Below are 19,406 nucleotides of genomic sequence, written 5' to 3' on the forward strand. Positions count from 1 at the left end.
GTTTATAGTTCTTTCACCGCATCTTTAAATTGTTTGCCCCTGTCTTCGTAATTTTTAAACAGGTCGAAGCTGGCGCAAGCCGGACTCAGCAACACCACATCACCTTTGGCAGCCAGTTTGAAAGAAGCGTTCACCGCTTTCTTGGCGCTGTCGGTTTCAATGATCACCGGAACAATATCTTTAAAAGCGGCTATGATCTTCTTGTTGTCAACACCCATACATACGATCGCCTTTACATGATCCTTTACCAGGTCGTTCAGCAAAGCATAATCATTTCCCTTGTCCGTACCACCCAATATCAGTACAGTGGGTTTGTTCATACTTTCCAGTGCATACCAGGTGCTGTTCACATTGGTTGCCTTGCTGTCATTGATGAATTCAACGCCCCTTACCATGGCCACGAATTCCATCCGGTGTTCCAGGCTATGGAAATCCTTCACGGCTTCGCGTATCTTTTCTTTTCGGATACCAATGGTGGTTGCGGCAATACCTGCTGCCATAGTATTGTAGTGATTGTGTTTACCTTTTAACGCAAAGTCATAAATGCTCATGCTTACGCGTTCGTCCTGTATTCTTAGCATCATCTGGTCGCCTTTGATGTAGCCGCCTTTTTTTACTTCGTGTTTCATAGAGAATGGTAATGGGTTAGTATGGATGGTTAGTAATGCCAAATGGTTCATGATCACTTCATCGTCTTCACAGTAAATGAAATAATCGTTCATGGTCTGGTTCTGGATGATCCTGAACTTGCTCCTGATGTAATTCTCAAACTGGTATTCATACCTGTCGAGATGATCTTCCGTGATATTCAACAACACGCTTACATCGGGCCGGAAATCTTTGATATCGTCCAGTTGAAAAGAGCTGATCTCGGCCACATACCATTGTTTAGGATCTTCCGCTACTTGTTTGGCAAAAGAGTAGCCGATATTGCCTACCATGGCGCAATCGAGACCTGCTGTTTTGCAGATATGGTAAGTAAGCGCTGTAGTGGTGCTCTTTCCATTGCTGCCGGTGATGGCAATGATCTTGCTATCGCCTTTGAAACGGTACGCCAGTTCTATCTCGCTGATCACCGGTATTCCTTTGACCCTGATCTGCTTTACCAGATCGTTCTTTTCTGGAATACCCGGACTCTTCATCACTTCACTGGCGTTCAGTACCTGTTCCACGGTATGCTGCCCTTCTTCAAATGCTATATTGTTTTCAATGAGCTCTTGTTTGTATTTGTCTTTGATGGCTCCTCCATCACTCACAAACACGTCATATCCTTTTTGCCTGCCCAGCAAGGCAGCCCCCACACCGCTTTCTCCTCCGCCTAGTATAACCAGTCTGTGCATGTTCATTTTTTTACCTGATTTTCAATGTCACAATCGAAGCCACCATCAGCAATACCGTTACAATCCAAAACCGCAGCACGATCTTATTTTCATGAAACCCTTTTTTCTGGTAATGGTGGTGGAGCGGACTCATCAGGAACACCCGCCTGCCTTCACCGTATTTTTTCTTTGTGTACTTGAAATAAGAGACCTGTATGATCACACTCAGGTTCTCTACCAGGAACACACCGCAGAAAATGGGTATCAGCCATTCTTTCCGCACGATCACCGCCAATGATGCGATGATACCACCCAATGCCAGGCTGCCCGTATCACCCATGAACACCTGCGCGGGATAGGCGTTGTACCAGAGGAACCCGATGCATGCACCTACAAAAGCACCCACGAATATGGACAGCTCACCCAGGTTGGGTATGTACATGATATTGAGGTAATCGGCGAACTTATAGTTACCACTCAAATACACGAACAACCCGATGCCCGCACCAATGATGGCGCTGGTGCCCGCTGCCAGTCCGTCGAGTCCATCTGTAAGGTTGGCGCCATTACTCACTGCCGTAATGATCAGCGTGATGATGATGGTATAAATGATCCATGTGTATTTCTCGGCACCTTCGCCCATCCAGGTGAGCAACCTGCTGTAATTGAACTCGTGGTTCTTTACAAAAGGAATGGTAGTGATGGGTGTTTTCACCCTAACGAATTTTCTTTCCACCCCATCTATCTTCTTCACTACAATATTGGAGTCTTTGGCAAAATGTTCTCCCCTGTGCAGCACGCTGTCTTTCACAAACACGTTTCCGATCACTTCCCGCTCAACCGTAACTGCATTGCTGAAGTAAAGGGTAGTGCTGATGATAATACCCAGACCGATCTGTCCTATGATCTTGGAAACACCGGCCAGCCCGTCGCTGTCTTTCTTTTTATAGCTCTCACCCTTGGCCAGTGCCGCTTTACGTGCACGTATTTTGAAGTGATCATCCAGGAACCCGATCACACCCAGCCATACCGTACACAATACCATCAGGCGTATGTACACTTTATCGAGGTTGGCGAACAAAAGCGTAGGCACCAGGATGCTCAGCAATATGATGATGCCTCCCATGGTGGGTGTTCCTTTTTTCTGTGTCTGCCCTTCCAGCCCCAGGTCGCGCACACTCTCGCCAATCTGTTTGCGCTGCAGGAATAGAATAAGCCGTTTACCATATACCGTAGCAATCAACAGCGACAACAAAATGGCCATCGCAATCCTGAAAGTAAGGAACTGGAACATCCCCGCTCCGGGAACGTTGAATTCTTGTTTCAGCCAGGTGAATAATTGGTACAGCATAAAAAATTCTTTACGTCATCCCGAGGTCGTCATCCTGAGCGAGCGAAGCGAGTCGAAGGGCGCAGCCGAGGGATCTGTCCGAACGCTCAGCAGGTCCTTCGACTCGCTTCGCTCGCTCAGGATGACGGTTGATTGTTTTATTTATTTAATAGCTCAAACATTTCTTTTAATACTTGTTTATCATCAAACGGATGTTTTACGCCGCCGATGTCCTGGTATTTTTCATGTCCTTTTCCGGCCACTAATACAATGTCGTCTTCATTGGCAAAGCTGACAGCCGTCTTGATCGCTTCGCGCCTGTCTACAATAGAGATGTATTTTCTTTTTGCTGCACTCGACAACCCTTCTTCCATATCCCTCAATATCTGTGAAGCATCTTCTGTGCGTGGGTTGTCGCTGGTGAAGATCACTTTGTCGCTCAGGTCACAGGCAGACTGCGCCATCATCGGCCGCTTGGTCTTATCCCTGTCGCCACCACAGCCTACTACCGTAATGATCTGTTCATGTCCTTTGCGCAACTTGCGAATGGTGGTCAATACATTTTCCAATGCATCGGGTGTATGTGCATAGTCAACAATACCGATGATCAGCCCGCCGCTGATGATATAATCGAACCGGCCTTCCGCCCCGGTGAGCATGCTCAGTTTCACCAGCACTTTCTCCTTATCTTCTCCCAAACACATCGCCGCGCCGTATACTGCCAGCAGGTTGTATGCGTTGAATTCACCAATCAGCCTGAAATGCACTTCCTGATCGTTCACCAGCATCACCAGTCCGGTCAGCGCATTCTCCAGTATTTTTCCTTTGAAGGCAGCCAGCGTTTTCAGGCTGTAGAAATATTTTTTAGCGTGTGTGTTCTGCAGCATCACTTCTCCCCGCTTATCATCGGCGTTCGAAACGGCGAAAGCAGTAGCCGGTAAATGATCGAAGAAACTTTTTTTCACACGTATGTATTCATCGAATGTTTTATGGTAATCGAGGTGGTCGTGTGTGATATTGCTGAACAAGGCCCCGGTAAACTGCAACCCGGTAATGCGATGCTGGTGGATGGCGTGGCTGCTGCACTCCATGAATACATGCGTACATCCTTCGTCGTACATCTGTTTCAACAAAGCATTCAGGCTCACCGCATCGGGTGTGGTATGTGTTGCGGGGATGATCTTGTCGCCGATCTGGTTTTGCACCGTGCTTACCAACCCGCAAGTGTATCCCAGCTGTGTAAACAATTTGAACAACAGGGTGGCGATGGTTGTTTTGCCATTCGTACCGGTAACCCCCACCAGCTTCATTTTCAGCGATGGCTCCCCATAGAACTGGTGCGCCATATAAGCCACCGATTCATGTGTGTTACTGGTTTGCAGGTAAGTCACGCCGTCCGACATCACTTCCGGCATCTCTTCACATACAATGGCAACAGCTCCTGCTTCTACGGCGTTGTAAATAAAGCGGTGTCCGTCAGACGCCGCGCCGCGGATGGCTACGAATACAGAGCCTGCACTTACATGGCGCGAGTCGATCTGGATGTCTTTCACCTCAACAGCCGTGCTGCCATGCACCTGGGTCAGGTGCACTTTGTACAATATGTCTTGCAGTTTTGCCATTGTTTAATTCAGTTCTATCGTTACCAGTTGTCCTTTTGCGATCATTTGTCCGGCTGCAATGGATTGGGTAGTTACTTTCCCTCTTCCATTCGCTTTTATTTTCAAACCCATGTTCTCACAGAGGTATACCACATCTTTCAGTCCCATCCCTTTCAACTGCGGCATCAATTTTTCGTCAACGGTTCTGGATTGCATCACCGCTCCCATACTCTTGCCACCGAAATCAACCCACTCGTTCACACTCTCGGGAGTATCTTTATAAGGTATCTTCAAGGTTCTCGCCACACAGGCCATCTCTTGTTTCAAACCAGTATAATTAAAGCTGCTGCTGTCATTTTTCTTCCATTCGTTTTCTTTCTTAACAGGCTGCCGCACATAACTGCTGTACAACCTGTCTGCTATCTCTTTGAACACCGGCGCTGCTACCGAAGCGCCATGGTGAAACAATGCATGCGGCTTGTTCTTAATCACTACTATGCAGGTAAACTGCGGGTCACCGGCAGGGAAATAGCCTGCAAAAGATGACTGGTATATCTGATCTGCATACCCCCTGTTGTTATCAGCCATCAGCGCTGTACCTGTTTTCCCGGCCACTGCATAAGGTGTGTTCTTGAAAACGCCCGCCGCCGTTCCTGCTGTGCAAACGCCTTCGAGACAGGATTTCAGTTCTTGCAGGGTTTGATCGCTGCATATCTTTTCTTCCACTACTACCGGCTCAACACTACGCAGCAATAAGCCTTCTTCTTTGATGGCGCTTACGAGATAAGGCTTCATCATTTTACCACCGTTGGCTACTGCGTTGTACAACACCAGGGTTTGGAGCGGACTTACCAACAGGTTATAACCGAAAGCCATCCAGGGTAATGTAGTAGGCCCCCAGTACCTGCTGCCGGGTTTGTAGATCACCGGTCTTTTTTCACCCGCCAGGTCAATACCGGTAATGGTATCAACCCGCATTCTTTTCAGGTGGCGGATGAACTGGCTGGGCGCAGATCCAAAACCTGCAAGGGTAAGTTTTGCCATACCTACATTCGAGCTGAGCTCAAAGGCGCGCTTCACCGTTACTTCTCCCGGCGGATGCTCTTCACTGTCGAACACCGTTTGACCTGCAACTTTCCAGTTCCCCTGCTCGAGGTTCACCATTTGATTCAAAGAAACTTTTCTGTCTTCCAGCAAAGCCATCAGCGTGGCCAGCTTAAAAGTTGATCCTGGCTCCGAGGGCGTGATGGCATAATTGAAATCTTCCCAATAACTACCATCACTGCGCTTGCCCAGGTTGGCAATGGCTTTGATCTTGCCCGTTTTCGTTTCCATCACAATAGCGCAACCATGTTCCGCTTCGTTCTTCACCAACATGCGCATCAATGCATTCTCCGCTACTTCCTGTATGAAAACATCTATCGTGCTTACGATATCCTTACCGGTCTCAGGCTCTACTTCATAGTTATCATTCACCGGCACATTCACACCACCTGCTATGGAGCGCACCAGTTGTTTGCCATTCCTTCCTTTGAGCACACTGTCGTAGGTCATTTCCAATCCTACCTTGTTCGAGTCACGCGCCAGGCCGATCGTTCTGAACGCCAGCATCTGGTAGGGGTTGAGCCGTATGGTGCGTTCACTGGCAATCATACCGCTCTTGTATTTGCCCTGCCTGAACAGCGGAAAACTGCGCAGGGTCTGGTATTGCCTGAAGGATATTTTTTTCTTCAGGGGGAAATAAGCGCTGCTCTCACGATAGCCTTGCTTCAGCAATTGCTTGTATTCACCGGCCGACATATCTCCGAAGAGATTGGATAAACAATAACTCAAAGAGTCTATATTCTCGCGAAAACGCTGACCATTCTTTTCGCGAAGGGCTGCCACCCTGAAATCCATATAGATGTCGAATTGCGGAATGCTGGTGCTCAGCATTTGCCCGTCTTCACTATAAATGGTTCCGCGCTCCGCATCTATCTCTACTATTTTCTGGTGCAGACTGTCGCTCATGCTGCGCCAGTATTTTCCCTGCACCTGCTGGATGTACACCGCTTTGGCAAACACTGCGATACATACCACTACCACCAGTATATAACAGAGGTAGACTCTCCATAGTATGTCGCGTTTTACTTCCATCGTTTTGTATCGTCATCCTGAGCGAGCGAAGCGAGTCGAAGGAGCTGCTGAATGCTTCGTGAGGCCCCTCGGCTACGCTCGGGGTGACGTTTTTTTATAGTTACTTTTCTGCTTTTAATCGTTGCGGCATTTCCCTCACTACTTTCAAACCCAATGGCTCAGCCGCTTTCACCACCTGTTCTTCTTCACTTCTGTACATCACTTCACTCTTGATCGTTTTGTATTCGTATTGCAGTTCTTTCAGTTCACTGGTGGTGCTGTTGATCTTGCGCATGGTTCTGTCTGCCAGGTGACCGTTTGCGATGTATGCTACAGCCAATACCGACAAGAACAGGAAGAAGGGAATATTCTTCGTGATCCACTGGTAATTCAATAACCCTTTGAAGGGGTTCTTGTTGGCAGTATTGTTCGTTTTTTCCATGTTTCATTCTTATCGTCATCCTGAGCGAGCGAAGCGAGTCGAAGGACCTGCTTGAAAGCTCGGTCAGCTCCCTCGGCTACGCTCGGGATGACGTTCTATTTTATACTCGCTCTGCCACTCTTAACTTCGCACTCCTGCTCCTACTGTTTCTTTTCAACTCTTCATCATTTGCAGTGATTGGTTTTTTAGTAATCACTTTCAGCACTTCTTCCTTCACCACAGGCAATAGCGGGTTATCGGGCGTTTCATCGAAACTTCCCTGGCGGAAAAAATTCTTCACCATCCTGTCTTCTATAGAATGAAAAGTGATGATGGCTACACGGCCACCCGGTTTCAACACAGCAGGGACCTGCTGTAACATTTCCTGTAATGCACCCATTTCGTCGTTCACTTCCATCCGGAGAGCCTGGAATACCTGCGCCAGGTACTTATTGGGATTTCCCTTTACTACCGGAGCGATCAGTGATTTGAACTGTTCAATAGTGGCAACATGCAAATGATTTCTTTGTTGTACGATCTGGCGCGCCAGTGTTTTGGCATTCGACACTTCACCGTATTGCTCAAACAATTTGTGCAGCCGTTGCTCAGTGTAGGTGCGAATAATATCAGCAGCAGATATTTGCTGCCGCCTGTCCATACGCATATCGAGTGGACCGGCAAAGCGCGTTGAAAAGCCGCGGTCGCCTTCGTCGAACTGGTGACTGCTCACACCCAGGTCGGCCAGCACACCATCTACTGCAGTCACTTTATGCAATCGCAAAAAACGTTGCAGGTGACGAAAATTCTGCGGCACAAAAACCACGCGTTCATCGTTCGGAATATTTCGCTGCGCATCTGCATCCTGGTCAAACGCAAACAATTTCCCGTTTTCGTTCAACTGTTCCAGGATACCCCTGCTATGCCCACCGCCGCCAAACGTACAGTCGACATAAATCCCTTCGGGGTTGATACGCAACCCTTCCATGGTTTCATGATACAACACTGGAATGTGATAATCGCTTTTCATAATTAATTCTGATCGTCATCCCGAGCGTAGCCGAGGGACCTGCCCGAACCTTCAAGCAGCTCCTTCGACTCGCTTCGCTCGCTCAGGATGACGTGCATATGGAGCCATTATTTAATTTCCTTCATCACGTCGTGAGCCAGATCACTGAATCCTTCCGGAGAAAAATCCTCAAAGAGCTGTTTGTACTTACCTGCATCCCAGATCTCAAACCGGTCAAGGGCCGCGGCCAGGACAATATCCTTGCTCAGGCCGGCGAACTCCTTCAGCGAAGCGGGTAGCAACATACGGCCGGCGCTATCGAGCTCCACCTCTGTTGCTCCGCCCAGGAACTGACGACGGAATTGGCGTACCTTGGGATCGAAATCATTCAACTGGCTGATCTTGGCAATGATCAATTCCCAACTTTTGAGCGGGTACAGCGTGAGGCATTTTTCGAAACCACGGCTGATGATGAAACGCCCTTCCCCTTCCGGTAACTGTTTTTTCAGTCCGCCGGGAAGCAGGAAGCGACCTTTCGCATCTACCGTAGCCTCATATTCGCCGTGAAAACCGTTCATTTGTTGATAAATATTACCAAGATTACCACTTGTTGACACAAAATAACACTTTTTCCCACTTTTAGCGAAAAAATGGGACATTTGTATTTATCCACAAAAAGCATAAGCCCCAAAGGCTTACAGGCGTTGAATTTGCTCGATTTTTGGGCATTTCACCCCTGCGCAAACTGTGAATTAGTGTGAATAACCGGTGAATTACCGCCTCTTTTATGTGATTAACCTCATCAGGACCACGTTTTATGCATCCAAAAGCATTGTCCATACTGGATTTTACCTATACCCTGCCGGATGACCGCATCGCCCGATTCCCGCTGGAAGCGCGTGACCAGAGCCGGCTCCTGGTATACCGGGGCGGCCAGATCAGTGAAACGGTTTATGTATCACTGGCCGGGGAATTGCCCGGGGGCAGTCTGCTGGTCTTCAACAACACCAAAGTGGTGGAGGCACGCTTACTGTTTCAGAAAAATACCGGTAGTATCATAGAGATATTCTGCCTGGAGCCGCACGAGCAGTATCCCGATATTACTTCAGCCATGCTGGAGAAAGGAAAAGTGTGGTGGAAATGCCTGGTAGGCGGCGCAAAAAAATGGAAAGAACCGGTGCTGCACAAAGCACTCAGCGACTCCGGTATTGTTTTATCGGCAAAAAAAATTGAGCAGCGAGCCGATCATTATATCATTGAATTGAGCTGGAACGATGCAAATCTTTCATTTGCCGAACTGTTGCACCTGGCGGGCGCATTGCCTTTGCCTCCCTATCTGAACCGGGCTGCGGAAGAAAGCGATAAAGAACGTTACCAAACCATCTATGCCAGGTACGATGGTTCTGTAGCAGCGCCCACTGCCGGCCTGCATTTTACAGATGCGGTATTTGCGTCGCTCTCGCAAAAAAACATCCGTCACGAATTCGTTACGTTGCATGTAGGCGCGGGTACTTTCAAACCCGTGAAATCGGCCACCATGGAAGAACACGATATGCACGCTGAGTTCATTGATGTGCCTCTATCTGTGATCGAAAAATTATTGCAACAATGGCCTGATACCATTGTTCCGGTAGGCACCACTTCTTTACGAACGATTGAAAGCCTTTATTGGTTAGGAGTGAAAACGATATTGCATCCGGATATACAACCGGCTGCATTGCATCTTACCCAATGGGAGCCTTACCAGTTGAAGCATGAAGCTATCAGTCCATCACTTGCTTTACAATCTTTGATCAATTGGATGCAGCAACATCAATTGCAAAAGTTGTTGACCAAAACGCAGATTATCATGGCGCCGGGTTATACACTAAAAATAGCTAAGGGGCTCATCACCAATTTTCATCAGCCGCAGTCTACATTGCTATTGCTTGTTGCAGCTATTGTAGGAGATGATTGGAAGCGCATATACAACTATGCATTGGAGCATGGGTTCAGGTTCTTAAGCTATGGCGATGGATGTTTGTTGATGTCAGACATTGTTTAACGGCATCTCAACAGTAAAACTACTTCCCTGTCCTACTACACTTTCTACTTTGATCTTTCCTTTGTGCCCATCAATCACGGTTTTCACATAGTTCATGCCGAGGCCAAATCCTTTTACATTGTGCAGGTTACCGGTATGCGCGCGATAGAATTTTTCGAAAATACGTTTGAGTGTTTCTTTACTCATGCCAATGCCGTTGTCTTCAATCCTGATCACCAGGTAATGCGCCGTACTATGGGTAGATATTTTGATTTGCAGTTTCTCTTTCGAATACTTGATGGCATTGTCTACCAGGTTGGAGATCATATTGGTGAAATGCACTTCATCAGCCAACACCAGGTCGTTCTTTGCATTGAGCAATAAACTGGAGGCTCCATGCTTCTCTTCCAGTTGCAGCTGGTAGTTGTCCATCGTGCGCCGGATGATCTCGTGCACATGCAGTTGACTCAGGTGGAGGTTCAGTTCCTGCCTTTCTGAAATAGCGGCCTGCAGTATGGTTTCCACGTGTTTGTTCATCCGCCTGTTCTCTTCTTTGATGATGCCGCTGAAATACTGCATCTTATCGGGATCGCGTTGTACTTTTTCATTTCTCAATGCATCCACCGCCAGTGAAATGGTAGCCAGCGGCGTTTTGAATTCGTGCGTCATGTTGTTGATGAAATCACTCTTGATCTCACTCAGCTTTTTCTGATTGAGCAGGGTCTTCACTGTTACATAAAATGCAGCGATGATCACAATCATGAACAATGCAGCGCCAAACACTACCCATCGTTGCGATTTCCATACCTGGTATTTGAAACCGGGGAATACAATCACCAGATGTTCGAAAGAAGCCAGTCCTTCCATATCCGTTCCACTATCCGGGATGATGGGAACAATCAATTGCCGGTTATTAATTGTATCATCGCTTTCCTTTTCAAAATTAGTCGTTCCCATTTCGAAATCGGCATTGCTATTCAGCACAGCAAACTCGAACCTGGTATTCTTGATCTCTTCAATATCAAATGCCCTGTTTAGCCGGTTGGTTACATCCTGGAGAGAGAACTTTTCTTTGATAGTCAACGGTCTCGGCACATACAACGGGAATTCGGAACCTAAGCGCATTCCGCCCCTACGTTGGGGGCGTATGCTCTGGCCACCATATACTACTTTACTCATATCATTGGCCACTGTAGCTGCTACTTCATTTAGCTTGGTAAGCAATTGTGCTTCTCGCAATTGCAAGAGGTTACGCAGCCAGGATACCTGCAGCCAGATCAATCCGAAGAGCGACAGGGTAATGAGTATGATGATGACCGGGAAAGTTTTTTTCATTGCAGCAAATATAACAGGATCAGGGTTTATGTAAAATGTTGTAACTTTTCCTTATGACTTCTCCCACGCCTGGTATATTGTTGATCTCAGACCCTTTTTTGAAGGACCCTAATTTTACCCGAACGGTGGTATTGCTTTGCGAGCACCAGGACGAAGGCAGTTTCGGATTCGTGCTCAATAAAACCCTCGATGCCAAACTGGAGGATGTGGTCAAAGAAGCGGAGGGACTCGATCTCCCGCTTTACGAAGGTGGCCCTGTTCAGAAAAACACCCTGCATTTCCTGCATCGCCAGCCGGGTCTTATACCGGGCGGAACAGAAGTGATCAAAGGCGTGTATTGGGGTGGGGATTTTGAAGAAGTGCTGGGGCAGTTACGGGAAGGTACTTTAGATCCGGACGATATCCGTTTTTTCATTGGCTACAGCGGCTGGAGCGCCGGGCAGTTGAATGATGAACTGGAACAAAAAACATGGATCACGCGGCAGGCGAATCTGAATTTGGTTTTCCATCATGATAAAGACCTGGTATGGCAGGAGGCCCTCAAAGAGCTGGGCGGCGAATACCGGCAAATGATCAATTACCCCATCGATCCTCAATTAAATTAGGTAAATGTGTAGTCAAGACATAAATAAAGAAAGTTATTATATTTATAGAGAGATACCTATTTCTATTGGGGAAATCCACGTTTCCCCTCGATTGCATTCAGAGCCTTCGCAACATCAATTAAATCTTCTCCAAAACTATCTTTCGAGGGTAGAGCAAGGGAATTTAACTCTTGAAGAAGCAAACGTCCTAATTGATGAAATTTTAGAAACATTTTCATAAGACTGATCGAATTTAAGCAGCAATCAAATATATTATCTTCAATAACCAATCCTTCTCCTTCCATTTTGTACATAGAATCATGGGTGCATACTATTATCCGGATTCCGTTTTCACCATTAACAGATAATGATATATTTATTCTTATTGCAGCATCTTCCCCCATTTTACCGGGATTGAATCCAAAACCCAATGCCATTTCTTTTAACGGGGGCAATTCCCTTACATGAAATACGGCTGGTGTATTGTGGGTTAGTGTTATTGTTTTCATATTAACTGTCTTTGATATTTCAAAGCTAATGTTTACTTTTAAACCTGAAAATATTAGCGTTTAGCTGACTTCTTGTATCGAAAACTGGTAATTTTCTTTTAGTCCAAGAACGATGGCTTTAAACGCTCACGTCAACGGCGTGGGCTTTATTGTCTATTGGACTAAGGGTATACCAGTACCTCGATACAGTAGCTATATTGTCCCACGCTATTTTATTTACCTGCCCGCCGGGACGTAAGGCATCAATAATATTATATGAGGTATTCATTATTAGTTCTTTTATTGGTTTTATTAATCATTAGTTGTAAAGCCCCTTATTTTTTTATTGGCATGAATGAGCAAGCATTTTTATCTAAAAACAAGGGTGTAAAAATTGTAAAATCTTCAAAGAGCGAAACAATTTATCAAAAGATAAATTACCCATTTGGTAAACCTCCTGACTACAAATTTTTCTATTTCATCAATGGTCAACTAGATCATGTTGATGAAGGAGTTCAGTCACCAGATTTGATAATTCAACATAATCGTAACTAATGAAATATATAATATTATTTTGTATAGTATTTTTTTCTTTCCAACTTGAAAGTAAAAGTCAATCACCTATTAATAGGAGTAAGGTAACGACAAATGTAGAAGATTGGGAATTTATAGGATATAGTGGCGGTGAAAATAAGTATTATTTATGGAAAAGATATATAGAAGCTTGGAAGGATGCTGAAAATAATCAGTTTGTAAAAACTTGGTTTAAAGTAATAATTAATAAATTTCATTTCAAAGAGAAAGTATATACGAATGCTACTATTAAACAGATGATAGAAATTGCTTTTATTGATCGTAAAATGAAAATAGACAGATTTGTAGTGTACGATTCAAATGGTAGCATAATAGAAGATACAAAATTTGAATTTTCTGATTGGGAGGATATTGTTCCAGACAGTATGCAAGAGGTTATGTTAGGTAAGGCATATGAAATTTATAATTTTCATTGGTAATTTATGAGAATAATACTATTTATACTACTGATACAGATTTCAATAAAATCATCTAATAATGTATTTATATGCAAGGGCAGTAGATCAATAGCATACCATGTAAATAGGTATTGTGTTGGATTAAGGAATTGTTCTACTCCTGTTTATGAAGTGAGATATACCTATGCTGTGGATACATTACATAGAAGGAGGTGCCATTTCTGCGTAAAGATGTAAATTTGTATTATGTCAAAGAACAAGAAAGATAAGACAATGTTAGATGTTTCTTCCGGTTATAATGAATTTGCTAAGAACAGTAAGCAAGATAAAAACGGCAAGAAAAAATTTACTTCTGTTTTGAAGAAGTCTGTCAAACAACGTTCTTCAAAATAAGTTCAAACATTTCGTCCTGTCTTTCTCTGTTGGTGTATCTGAAAGCAACCTCATCAACATATTTTTGAAGATGTTTACGTGATACTTGTACATGAGTTCCTTTAATGGTTCTTTTTAGTTGTGACCAAACTCCCTCTATCCGGTTGTTATGGAATGCACCACGAACATATTCACCTGATAGGTGGTTTATTACAACGTGTTTGTACTGATTATTTTCCAGTTGTTTATATCCCAACCATTCATCAGTAATAACGATAGAGTTTTCTTTATCTACGTGTTTATCCAGTAGTGATTTTAATGTGTTCCCTTGTGTATCACTAACCACATGAGCAGATACATTCCCATTCAAATCAACCATTCCGAAAACGGGTGTTTTATCTTTACAAGAACGGCCTTGTGATTCAGGTACTTTTTTATCTGAATGTCGGTTTTTATTCAGGCCACCAATAAAAGATTCATCAGCAGAAACAACACCTTTTAGCTTGTTCACTTTTTTATTGGCCATAAGCATTTTTATTTGATGGCTCATTCGTAATGCTGTTTTGTAGCATATTTTCAATTGCCTTTCCAATTCTTTTGCCGCTACACCGTTACGGGTAGTTGTCTGCAAAAAGATAGCATAAAACCAATAAGTGAGTGGAGTGGTTGATTTTTCAAATATGGTTCCCTGGGTGGGGTATATTTGATTTGCGCATGACTGACATTGGTATGATCGGCGGCCTTTTACCCGTTTATATGTGCTAGTATTTTCACATTTCGGACAAACAAAGTTGCTTCCGTACCGTAATTGCCACAATTTCTCCAAACATGCGTCATTATTGGGGTATTCAGCCCTAAATTCGTCAATTGTGTACCTATTTTTCATGGTAAATTTTTGTCGTTTTTACTTGTTTTTACCCCTGAAAAATGTAACTTTACAGTAGTAAAAAATGGTGGAGATGGTGGGTATTGCACCCACTCCGTTAACTTGTCAATGGTCGAACGGATTTCTTCTACATCCCCCTTTTTAAATTCTAATAGAGCCACTTAAACAATCTTGGACGTGCGTTTTGTGGCTCTATTTATTTACATTAGTTTCAATAGTTTTTCATCAGTACTGAATAAATCTCCCTTTTCTCCATCCACTTTTTTACTGAATATTTTCTTATCCTTTTTCATGGCTGTTAATTGACCTGAATACCTACGTGTAAGATCATTCCTTACATCTTTAGTCATTTCTATTTGGTGAAAACGGGATATTATTTGATTAGTCTTAAACGTAGAAGTACCTACATCTGAAAGGAATGTAGCTATGTTATTTTCTATCTCTTTCTTACTGGGGAAAACGAATTGACTTCTTTGCACTGCATTCAATATATGATCGGCATGTTTGCCTGTTATTTTGAAATAATCCTCTTTCAGGGAATTTATTTCATCAAGCCTTATTCGTATTTTATGAAGGATAAAATCTTCGGCTGACATATTCATAATGTCTGTCACGGAGTTAATTTGAGTAGTAATATCTTGCATTGGACATGCGTTTTGTTACTCAAATGTATTACTAAATAACAAATAACCAAAACTTTTAGTTAATAGGCTAATTTTTAATTGTTAACATAATTATTTACCTTAAAAAAACCTTATCTTAGCCCCATGTTAAACTTATGTCGTGAATACACATACACCTTAAATTAAAATGCCTGGGGCTTAAGCCCCAGGCAAAAAAAAATGATTTCATTTATTGTTTGTTCTCTTTTTTCTCGCTCTTTTCATCTTTATCGTGCTTGTGATGCTTTTTCATATCCTCTTTCTTGTCTTCTTTTTTATCCTCTTTCATATCTTTCTTCCACTCTTTTTTGTCCTGCATCTTGTCTTTTTTCCATTCTTTCTTCTCTTGTTTAGGGGTTTCTTTTTTACCTTCCTGTGCCATTACCGGAACAACAAAAAAAGCGGCCAGAACTGTTAATGCAAAAAGTTTTTTCATGGTACAATCGTTTTAAGGGTTTAATTAAGACGATTAAATTACCCTTTCAAAATCTCCTTTCAAACCAGATTTATTTGAATTAGGCTTTTTTTAACAGAAAGCCCTGGGCTTAAGCCCAGGGCAAAATTGAATGATCATTTTATTTTTGCTCCTGGCTTAAGCCAGGGGCAATGAATTAGATTATTAATGAAAGATTACATTATTCGCAACCTTCTACAAGCACAGTCACTTTGTTATTCAGGACCTCTACAAATCCGCTCTGGATCTTGTAGCTCTCGGTGCTGTTCTTGTCTTTCAGAATTTTGAGTTGTCCTTTTCCCAATGCGCTTACCAACGGAGCATGCTTATCCAATACTTCGAACAACCCTGTGATACCGGGCAGTTGAACACCCAGCACATCACCGCTGTATACTTTTTTATCGGGAGTCAGTATTTCTAAAATCATAATTATTATCCTTTCGCTGCCGCCAACAATTTCTTTCCTTTCTCTATAGCATCTTCCAAAGTACCTACCAGGTTGAAGGCCGCTTCGGGATACTCATCTACTTCACCATCCATGATGGCGTTGAAACCGCGGATGGTATCTTCGATGCTTACAAATACACCTTTCAGACCGGTGAACTGCTCAGCCACGTGGAAGGGCTGTGACAGGAAACGTTGCACTTTACGTGCACGTTGAACGGTCATCTTATCTTCTTCACTCAATTCATCCATACCGAGGATGGCAATGATATCCTGCAATTCTTTATAACGCTGCAAGATCAGTTTTACACGGTTGGCAGTATCATAGTGCGCATCGCCTACTACTGCGGGGGTCAGGATACGTGATGTAGAATCCAGCGGATCCACCGCAGGATAGATACCCAGGTCGGCAATCTTACGGCTTAATACGGTAGTAGCATCGAGGTGGGCGAAGGTAGTAGCCGGAGCGGGGTCGGTCAGGTCATCCGCAGGCACATATACCGCCTGTACGGAAGTGATTGAACCGTTCTTGGTTGAAGTGATACGCTCCTGCATCAGCCCCATTTCAGTAGCCAGTGTAGGCTGGTAACCTACGGCCGAAGGCATACGTCCCAGCAGGGCCGATACCTCAGAACCTGCCTGGGTGAAACGGAAGATATTGTCTACGAAGAACAGGATGTCTTTACCCTTACCGGTGCCATCGCCGTCGCGGAAATACTCCGCGATGGTCAAACCAGAGAGCGCCACACGTGCACGGGCTCCGGGGGGTTCGTTCATCTGTCCGAATACGAATGTTGCTTTTGACTCTTTCAACCCTTCCAGGTCTACCGAGCTCAGGTCCCAGCCGCCCTCTTCCATGCTGTGCTTGAACTTGTCGCCATATTTCATGATACCCGCTTCGATCATTTCACGCAGCAGGTCATTTCCTTCACGGGTACGCTCGCCCACACCTGCGAACACCGACAAACCACCGTGTCCTTTTGCGATGTTGTTGATCAGTTCCTGGATCAATACGGTTTTACCTACGCCGGCGCCACCGAACAGACCGATCTTACCACCTTTTGCATAAGGTTCGATCAGGTCGATCACTTTAATACCGGTGAAGAGTACTTCTGTAGAAGTGCTCAGGTTCTCGAATAATGGGGGTTTATTGTGGATAGGACGTCCGTTCGCTTTGCTCAGCTGTGGCAGACCATCGATCGCATCGCCGGTAACGTTGAACAGACGGCCGTTGATGCCCTCTCCGGTTGGCATGGCAATGGGTTTTCCGGTATCTGTTACATCCATACCGCGCACCAGGCCTTCGGTACCGTCCATCGCAATGGTACGTACACTGTCTTCACCCAGGTGTTGCTGTACTTCCAGCACCAGTTTTTCACCGTTTTCTTTGGTCAGTTCCAACGCATTGTAGATCTCGGGTAATGCATTATCATTGGGAAAATGCACGTCTACCACGGCACCAATGATCTGTTTGATCTTACCTTTTGTAGCCATATTTGGAGAGATAAATGAGGTTTAAATTTCGAATTGGCCGCAAAAGTAGGGAAAATGTCTGATGGATGTGTAGGGAAGAAGGGATTTTTTCGATCGTCACCCTGAGCGAGCGAAGCGAGTCGAAGGGGCAGCCGAGGGATCTGCCCGAACCCGCCAGCAGGTCTTTCGACTCGCTTCGCTCGCTCAGGATGACGGCGTCGATGACGGGCCTAAAAACTTGTCCAGCAGCTTGTAAACCACCTTTTTCCCCATCCGCAGCGCTACCGATGCCAGGCGGTTGCCCAGGAACATCGGCACCGCTGCTTCTATCATGGTTTGGGCGGCGGCTTCGGGGAGCTGTTCCCAGCGTTCTTCCAGGTCTTCTTCCCGCTTCCTGATGCGTTGTTTTACCAACGATACAGCCCTTTGCAGGTCTTCCTGGTTGCGGATGGGCATCTGTTGTATGGGATCAGTCACGGTCATCGTCTTTAGGGTTATCCAGCACTATCGCAATGATCAGGTTAATGATCTTTTTCTCGTATTTCCGGCGTACCATCACCAATAATACCAGTACCAGCACATAAAAGCCCGCCACCAGGCCAAAGCCTTTGTACAGGCTGCCGGTGAGGTCGGCAAAATAATAGCCTGCCATAATACTCAGGAACAGGATGATCAAAGCAGCCAGTATGGCCATCACCAATACCGAAAACAGCACCGCCACCAGCCTGGCCAGCCGGCCGGTACCCTGCAGCTTCATGAGTAAGAGGCGGTCGAGCAGGTATTGTTCCAGCTCTTTGCGCGACTCGGTAAAGAAACGGTTCTTTTCCATCGGTGCGGGGTTTGAATTATATTCGTGAGGAGCTTAACGAAAATACGATAAGCATGCTACAACGACAAGATTATAAGATCAACCGGTATTTTTTCCTGGCCATCATCATCCTCTTCGGCGTTTTCCTGCTGTACAGCCTGGTGCAGTTCCTCACCGCCTTTCTTGCGGCCATCATGTTTTATGTATTGAGTAAATCGCCGGTGGAATGGCTGATCAAAAAGAAGCGCTGGTCCAAGCCCATGGCGGCCCTGCTGGTCATTGTGGTTTCCTTCTTCATCATCCTTCTACCCATTTCATTACTGGCAACGATGTTGTATTCGAAGATCATTTCCGTTACCAGCAACACGCAGATGATCATCGGCCCGCTGAAAGACCTCGATGCCTACTTGCAGGTGCATTTGCATTTCACCCTGTTATCGTCCAAGAACATAGACCAGCTCACTTCCTGGCTCACCAATTTTATTTCTTCAGCCCTCAACCAGGGTCTCAACCTGGTAAGCGATATCTCCATGATGTATTTCTTCCTGTACTTCCTCATCGTGAACATCAACCGGATGGAGGCGGCCGTTATTTTTTACCTGCCTTTCAAACGGTCCAAGATCAAAATGTTCGGACATGAGCTGAAAGCCCAGACCGTCAGCAATGCCGTAGGCATTCCATTGATTGCGGTGGTACAGGGACTGGTCATTTATATTTCCTTCCTGATTGCAGGGATGAATGAAGCGGGTTTCTGGGCTGTGGTCACTGGTTTTTCTTCTATCGTGCCGGTGGTGGGAACGGCGTTGGTATGGGTGCCGGTGGCTGTTTATTTAATAGCAACAGGTCATACCTGGCAGGGTGTTTTTGTGCTGGCCTGGGGATCTATCGTACTCAGTGTGGTGGATAATTTTGTTCGTTTTGCGCTGGCCAAGCGGATGGCGGATGTGCATCCCATTGTTACGGTGTTGGGCGTGATCATCGGGTTGCATTATTTCGGCATCACGGGGCTCATATTCGGGCCTTTGCTGATCTCTTATTTCATCATCTTGTTGAAGATCTATTATTTGGAGTTCCAGCAAAAAAATTGATCCCC

General features: G+C 45.1%; 22 protein-coding genes. 6 read left to right on the forward strand and 16 right to left on the reverse strand.

Annotation, left to right across the window (positions count from 1 at the left end):
• Positions 1-2 precede the first annotated feature (2 nt).
• The 7 genes from murD to mraZ form a co-directional block, all read right to left on the reverse strand.
• Positions 3-1,340, reverse strand: a complete 1,338-nt coding sequence (murD, locus tag BLU98_RS08220) for a UDP-N-acetylmuramoyl-L-alanine--D-glutamate ligase (RefSeq protein WP_257574823.1) — start codon at positions 1,338-1,340, stop codon at positions 3-5.
• Positions 1,341-1,350: 10 nt separating this feature from the next.
• Positions 1,351-2,670 carry a phospho-N-acetylmuramoyl-pentapeptide-transferase gene (gene mraY / locus BLU98_RS08225; RefSeq protein ID WP_092723554.1) on the reverse strand — a complete coding sequence of 440 codons (1,320 nt, stop codon included), beginning with the start codon at positions 2,668-2,670 and terminating at the stop codon, positions 1,351-1,353.
• 137 nt (positions 2,671-2,807) lie between these two features.
• Positions 2,808-4,271: a UDP-N-acetylmuramoyl-L-alanyl-D-glutamate--2,6-diaminopimelate ligase gene (locus BLU98_RS08230; RefSeq protein WP_092723555.1), complete on the reverse strand. Its 1,464-nt coding sequence runs from the start codon at positions 4,269-4,271 to the stop codon at positions 2,808-2,810.
• A gap of 3 nt (positions 4,272-4,274) precedes the next feature.
• Positions 4,275-6,386, reverse strand: a complete 2,112-nt coding sequence (locus tag BLU98_RS08235; RefSeq protein ID WP_092723556.1) for a PASTA domain-containing penicillin-binding protein — start codon at positions 6,384-6,386, stop codon at positions 4,275-4,277.
• A gap of 100 nt (positions 6,387-6,486) precedes the next feature.
• Positions 6,487-6,807: an FtsL-like putative cell division protein gene (locus BLU98_RS08240; RefSeq protein WP_092723557.1), complete on the reverse strand. Its 321-nt coding sequence runs from the start codon at positions 6,805-6,807 to the stop codon at positions 6,487-6,489.
• Positions 6,808-6,907: 100 nt separating this feature from the next.
• Entirely contained in the window at positions 6,908-7,813 is a 906-nt protein-coding gene (rsmH, locus tag BLU98_RS08245; protein ID WP_092723558.1) for a 16S rRNA (cytosine(1402)-N(4))-methyltransferase RsmH, read from the reverse strand.
• A gap of 107 nt (positions 7,814-7,920) precedes the next feature.
• Positions 7,921-8,370 carry a division/cell wall cluster transcriptional repressor MraZ gene (mraZ, locus tag BLU98_RS08250; protein ID WP_026773560.1) on the reverse strand — a complete coding sequence of 150 codons (450 nt, stop codon included), beginning with the start codon at positions 8,368-8,370 and terminating at the stop codon, positions 7,921-7,923.
• 239 nt (positions 8,371-8,609) lie between these two features.
• Here mraZ and BLU98_RS08255 point away from each other — a divergent pair, with 239 nt between their 5' ends.
• Positions 8,610-9,836: an S-adenosylmethionine:tRNA ribosyltransferase-isomerase gene (locus BLU98_RS08255; RefSeq protein WP_092723559.1), complete on the forward strand. Its 1,227-nt coding sequence runs from the start codon at positions 8,610-8,612 to the stop codon at positions 9,834-9,836.
• On the opposite strand, the gene BLU98_RS08260 is transcribed toward BLU98_RS08255, so the two are convergent.
• Positions 9,822-11,150 carry a sensor histidine kinase gene (locus BLU98_RS08260; RefSeq protein WP_092723560.1) on the reverse strand — a complete coding sequence of 443 codons (1,329 nt, stop codon included), beginning with the start codon at positions 11,148-11,150 and terminating at the stop codon, positions 9,822-9,824. The genes BLU98_RS08255 and BLU98_RS08260 overlap by 15 nt on opposite strands.
• Before the next feature lie 53 nt (positions 11,151-11,203).
• On the opposite strand from BLU98_RS08260, the gene BLU98_RS08265 reads away from it, so the two are divergent.
• A complete protein-coding gene (locus tag BLU98_RS08265; protein WP_092723561.1) occupies positions 11,204-11,755 on the forward strand; it encodes a YqgE/AlgH family protein in 552 nt (183 codons plus the stop codon).
• A 62-nt stretch (positions 11,756-11,817) separates the two neighbouring features.
• Here BLU98_RS08265 and BLU98_RS08270 read toward each other — a convergent pair whose 3' ends face one another.
• Complete coding sequence (locus BLU98_RS08270; RefSeq protein WP_092723562.1) at positions 11,818-12,243, reverse strand: hypothetical protein; 426 nt, start codon at positions 12,241-12,243, stop codon at positions 11,818-11,820.
• Positions 12,244-12,498: 255 nt separating this feature from the next.
• On the opposite strand from BLU98_RS08270, the gene BLU98_RS08275 reads away from it, so the two are divergent.
• The 3 genes from BLU98_RS08275 to BLU98_RS17760 all read left to right on the forward strand — a co-directional run bounded on the left by BLU98_RS08275 (position 12,499) and on the right by BLU98_RS17760 (position 13,607).
• The gene (locus BLU98_RS08275) at positions 12,499-12,777 is read left to right on the forward strand and encodes a hypothetical protein (protein ID WP_092723563.1); all 279 of its coding nucleotides are present in this window, start codon (positions 12,499-12,501) and stop codon (positions 12,775-12,777) included.
• Positions 12,777-13,235: a hypothetical protein gene (locus BLU98_RS08280; protein WP_092723564.1), complete on the forward strand. Its 459-nt coding sequence runs from the start codon at positions 12,777-12,779 to the stop codon at positions 13,233-13,235. The genes BLU98_RS08275 and BLU98_RS08280 overlap by 1 nt, the downstream gene beginning before the upstream one ends.
• Positions 13,236-13,460: 225 nt before the next feature.
• Positions 13,461-13,607, forward strand: a complete 147-nt coding sequence (locus BLU98_RS17760; RefSeq protein WP_257574824.1) for a hypothetical protein — start codon at positions 13,461-13,463, stop codon at positions 13,605-13,607.
• On the opposite strand, the gene BLU98_RS08285 is transcribed toward BLU98_RS17760, so the two are convergent.
• From BLU98_RS08285 to BLU98_RS08315, 7 genes are all read right to left on the reverse strand, one after another.
• Positions 13,585-14,472, reverse strand: coding sequence for an IS1595 family transposase (locus BLU98_RS08285; RefSeq protein ID WP_092723565.1), 888 nt, complete (start codon positions 14,470-14,472; stop codon positions 13,585-13,587). The genes BLU98_RS17760 and BLU98_RS08285 overlap by 23 nt on opposite strands.
• A gap of 200 nt (positions 14,473-14,672) precedes the next feature.
• Positions 14,673-15,116 carry a hypothetical protein gene (locus tag BLU98_RS08290; RefSeq protein ID WP_092723566.1) on the reverse strand — a complete coding sequence of 148 codons (444 nt, stop codon included), beginning with the start codon at positions 15,114-15,116 and terminating at the stop codon, positions 14,673-14,675.
• A 208-nt stretch (positions 15,117-15,324) separates the two neighbouring features.
• Positions 15,325-15,570, reverse strand: coding sequence for a hypothetical protein (locus BLU98_RS08295; protein WP_092723567.1), 246 nt, complete (start codon positions 15,568-15,570; stop codon positions 15,325-15,327).
• Between the two features lie 199 nt (positions 15,571-15,769).
• Complete coding sequence (atpC, locus tag BLU98_RS08300) at positions 15,770-16,015, reverse strand: ATP synthase F1 subunit epsilon (protein WP_026767969.1); 246 nt, start codon at positions 16,013-16,015, stop codon at positions 15,770-15,772.
• 5 nt (positions 16,016-16,020) lie between these two features.
• Complete coding sequence (atpD, locus tag BLU98_RS08305; protein ID WP_092723568.1) at positions 16,021-17,526, reverse strand: F0F1 ATP synthase subunit beta; 1,506 nt, start codon at positions 17,524-17,526, stop codon at positions 16,021-16,023.
• 183 nt (positions 17,527-17,709) lie between these two features.
• Complete coding sequence (locus BLU98_RS08310; protein ID WP_092723569.1) at positions 17,710-17,988, reverse strand: hypothetical protein; 279 nt, start codon at positions 17,986-17,988, stop codon at positions 17,710-17,712.
• On the reverse strand, positions 17,975-18,334 hold the full coding sequence (locus tag BLU98_RS08315) for a hypothetical protein (protein ID WP_092723570.1): 360 nt from the start codon (positions 18,332-18,334) through the stop codon (positions 17,975-17,977). Before BLU98_RS08315 ends, BLU98_RS08310 begins: the two co-directional genes overlap by 14 nt.
• A gap of 53 nt (positions 18,335-18,387) precedes the next feature.
• Between BLU98_RS08315 and BLU98_RS08320 the strand changes: the two genes are divergently transcribed.
• Positions 18,388-19,401, forward strand: coding sequence for an AI-2E family transporter (locus tag BLU98_RS08320; RefSeq protein ID WP_092723571.1), 1,014 nt, complete (start codon positions 18,388-18,390; stop codon positions 19,399-19,401).
• Positions 19,402-19,406: the final 5 nt, after the last annotated feature.

This window comes from Hydrobacter penzbergensis, from assembly GCF_900106985.1.
In the GTDB taxonomy this organism is placed as follows: domain Bacteria; phylum Bacteroidota; class Bacteroidia; order Chitinophagales; family Chitinophagaceae; genus Sediminibacterium; species Sediminibacterium magnilacihabitans.

Coding starts and splice junctions, on each gene's coding strand:
- murD (WP_257574823.1), bottom strand. CDS start 1,340: ATGCACAGACTGGTTATACTAGGCGGAGGAGAAAGCGGTGTGGGGGCT.
- mraY (WP_092723554.1), bottom strand. CDS start 2,670: ATGCTGTACCAATTATTCACCTGGCTGAAACAAGAATTCAACGTTCCC.
- BLU98_RS08230 (WP_092723555.1), bottom strand. CDS start 4,271: ATGGCAAAACTGCAAGACATATTGTACAAAGTGCACCTGACCCAGGTG.
- BLU98_RS08235 (WP_092723556.1), bottom strand. CDS start 6,386: ATGGAAGTAAAACGCGACATACTATGGAGAGTCTACCTCTGTTATATA.
- BLU98_RS08240 (WP_092723557.1), bottom strand. CDS start 6,807: ATGGAAAAAACGAACAATACTGCCAACAAGAACCCCTTCAAAGGGTTA.
- rsmH (WP_092723558.1), bottom strand. CDS start 7,813: ATGAAAAGCGATTATCACATTCCAGTGTTGTATCATGAAACCATGGAA.
- mraZ (WP_026773560.1), bottom strand. CDS start 8,370: ATGAACGGTTTTCACGGCGAATATGAGGCTACGGTAGATGCGAAAGGT.
- BLU98_RS08255 (WP_092723559.1), top strand. CDS start 8,610: ATGCATCCAAAAGCATTGTCCATACTGGATTTTACCTATACCCTGCCG.
- BLU98_RS08260 (WP_092723560.1), bottom strand. CDS start 11,150: ATGAAAAAAACTTTCCCGGTCATCATCATACTCATTACCCTGTCGCTC.
- BLU98_RS08265 (WP_092723561.1), top strand. CDS start 11,204: ATGACTTCTCCCACGCCTGGTATATTGTTGATCTCAGACCCTTTTTTG.
- BLU98_RS08270 (WP_092723562.1), bottom strand. CDS start 12,243: ATGAAAACAATAACACTAACCCACAATACACCAGCCGTATTTCATGTA.
- BLU98_RS08275 (WP_092723563.1), top strand. CDS start 12,499: ATGAGGTATTCATTATTAGTTCTTTTATTGGTTTTATTAATCATTAGT.
- BLU98_RS08280 (WP_092723564.1), top strand. CDS start 12,777: ATGAAATATATAATATTATTTTGTATAGTATTTTTTTCTTTCCAACTT.
- BLU98_RS17760 (WP_257574824.1), top strand. CDS start 13,461: ATGTCAAAGAACAAGAAAGATAAGACAATGTTAGATGTTTCTTCCGGT.
- BLU98_RS08285 (WP_092723565.1), bottom strand. CDS start 14,472: ATGAAAAATAGGTACACAATTGACGAATTTAGGGCTGAATACCCCAAT.
- BLU98_RS08290 (WP_092723566.1), bottom strand. CDS start 15,116: ATGCAAGATATTACTACTCAAATTAACTCCGTGACAGACATTATGAAT.
- BLU98_RS08295 (WP_092723567.1), bottom strand. CDS start 15,570: ATGAAAAAACTTTTTGCATTAACAGTTCTGGCCGCTTTTTTTGTTGTT.
- atpC (WP_026767969.1), bottom strand. CDS start 16,015: ATGATTTTAGAAATACTGACTCCCGATAAAAAAGTATACAGCGGTGAT.
- atpD (WP_092723568.1), bottom strand. CDS start 17,526: ATGGCTACAAAAGGTAAGATCAAACAGATCATTGGTGCCGTGGTAGAC.
- BLU98_RS08310 (WP_092723569.1), bottom strand. CDS start 17,988: ATGACCGTGACTGATCCCATACAACAGATGCCCATCCGCAACCAGGAA.
- BLU98_RS08315 (WP_092723570.1), bottom strand. CDS start 18,334: ATGGAAAAGAACCGTTTCTTTACCGAGTCGCGCAAAGAGCTGGAACAA.
- BLU98_RS08320 (WP_092723571.1), top strand. CDS start 18,388: ATGCTACAACGACAAGATTATAAGATCAACCGGTATTTTTTCCTGGCC.